This window comes from Streptomyces sp. NPDC002476 (genome assembly GCF_042889785.1).
Lineage (GTDB): Bacteria > Actinomycetota > Actinomycetes > Streptomycetales > Streptomycetaceae > Streptomyces.
Window position 1 is genome coordinate 1 of sequence record NZ_JBIARH010000104.1, and the last position, 1,959, is coordinate 1,959.

Consider the following 1,959-nt stretch of genomic DNA (forward strand, 5'->3'; position numbering starts at 1 on the left):
GCTTGCCGGCGGTAATGGCTGGCTTGGGCTCGGGCCTGGTGGCGACGTTGCCAGGCGGACCACGCGAGCCGGTGGGCTGCATCGTGCATGGGCCGGACGACGAGCGTGGTGAACAGTTTCTGGATCTCGTTGCAGGTGAGCTGGATCAGCCCATCCGGGGCGGGATGGTGGGCGTGTTCGTCGGCGCGGACGACGGCGAGGAAGGCGTGAGCGAGCATGGCCAGGGTGACCCAGCGAGACCACGAAGTGAAGCGCCAGACCTGGTGCTCGTCCAGTCCGGCCAGGCCCTTTCCGGCCTGAAATGTCTCCTCCACCCGCCACCTCGACCCGGCGACGCGGACCAGCTTGGCCAGGGGCACCGGGGCGGGCGAGAAGCAGCGATAGTAAGCGAGTTCATCGGTGGTGCGGTTGCGGCGGATCAGCAGCCGATGGCTGCCGGGCCGCCCTTCGGCCAGATCGACGACAGCCCAGTCGTAGATGCGGTGCCCCTTGGCACCGGCCCCGGCCGACAGCTTCTGCCAGGCCCGCCTGGGCACCTTCGCGGCCAGAGCGTCCGCGCGGAACTTCCCCGCATCGGTGGTCACTTCGGCCGAGCAGGCGACGGCGAGCACGTAGCCGACCTGGCGTTCTTCCAGCGCGGCCCGCAGCTTCGGGTTGCCGCCGTAGACCTCGTCGCCTGCGACCCAGCTCACGTGGTGCCCGGCGTCGAGGAACCGGCCGATCATGCGGGCGGCCAGTTCCGGCTTGGTCGCGAAGGCGGTGTCCTCCGCCAGGCCGGCGGCCTGGCAGCGGTCCGGGTCGCACGTCCACGAGCGCGGGATGTACAGCTCACGGTCCACCTCCGCGTGTCCACGGCGGCCCGCGTAGACGAGGTAGACGGCGACCTGGGCGTTTTCGATCCTCCCGGCGGTGCCGGTGTACTGGCGCTGGACACCGACGGTGTGCGTGCCCTTCTTCACGTCCCCGGTCTCGTCGACCACCAGCACCGCGTCTTCGTCGTGTAGATGCTCCAGCACGTACTCGCGCACATCATCACGCACGCGATCGACATCCCACCTGGCCCGGCCGAGCAGGTGCTGCATGCCGTCCGGACTCGCATCCCCGGCCCACTCTGCGATCGACCAGCAGTTCTTGCGCGGCAGGTCCGACAACAGCCCCAGCACCAAGTCCCGCACCCGGCGCCGGGGCTCCACCCGCGCGAACCGGCCCGCTATCCGGCCCATCAGGACCTCGAACGCCTCCTGCCAGCGGGCAGGGTCTACTCTGTGACCCGCGGCCACCGCAAGATCGTTAGTCTTCACACACCGATGATCAGCGGTGGCCGCGCGCATGGGTGCCAGCGGGATGGAATGCCCGTTGTGGAGGGAGATACGGTGCTGGGATTTCTGGGTTTCTACGACGAAATCGACAACCGTCCCGGCCAGCCGAACGGATCCCTACGCGATGTCGTCCAGCCCGCCGGGGAGCCGGATGAGGCGGACCTGGTGGCCTACCTGGATGCCGGCCACATCCTCATCGACGTCATGGAAGGAGGCCGTGACGTCATCACCGGGAGCGCGCACCGCCACTCCCTGGGCTGCTCATCGCTGGTCACCGACGGCACCTGGCTCTGGCGCCAGGACTTCCCACACTACGTGGAAACGCACCACGTCCTGCTCCCCGAGGCGTTCATCGAGCACGCGCGCGACCTGAACTACCAGATGCCGGCCCTCATCACCGCGCAGTTCGCCCCCCACTACAACGAGACCATGCCTCTCGTCGGCTGGGCCTCGGCTGTCCCGTGGCGATCGACTGCGGCCGTACTCGAACCCGAACCACGAACGGTCACCACCAAGGTCGAGTTCGACGCGGCAATGCTGGCCAAGGAACGAAACCGACCACACGGCAACTGGGCCAAGCCTCGCAAGCCCCGGAGAGCATGAGCCAACTCCAGCCAGTCACGATCTACGGCTGGAGTAC

The 1,959-nt window shown here is 68.2% G+C and carries 2 protein-coding genes; one reads left to right on the forward strand and one right to left on the reverse strand.

Features of this window, described 5'->3' with window-relative positions; all coding sequences use genetic code 11:
- The coding region (locus tag ACFYXM_RS37075; protein WP_389296257.1) for an IS701 family transposase at positions 1-1,223 on the reverse strand (1,223 nt) is incomplete at its 3' end.
- 150 nt (positions 1,224-1,373) lie between these two features.
- Here ACFYXM_RS37075 and ACFYXM_RS37080 point away from each other — a divergent pair.
- Positions 1,374-1,922: a hypothetical protein gene (locus ACFYXM_RS37080; protein WP_389296255.1), complete on the forward strand. Its 549-nt coding sequence runs from the start codon at positions 1,374-1,376 to the stop codon at positions 1,920-1,922.
- Positions 1,923-1,959: the final 37 nt, after the last annotated feature.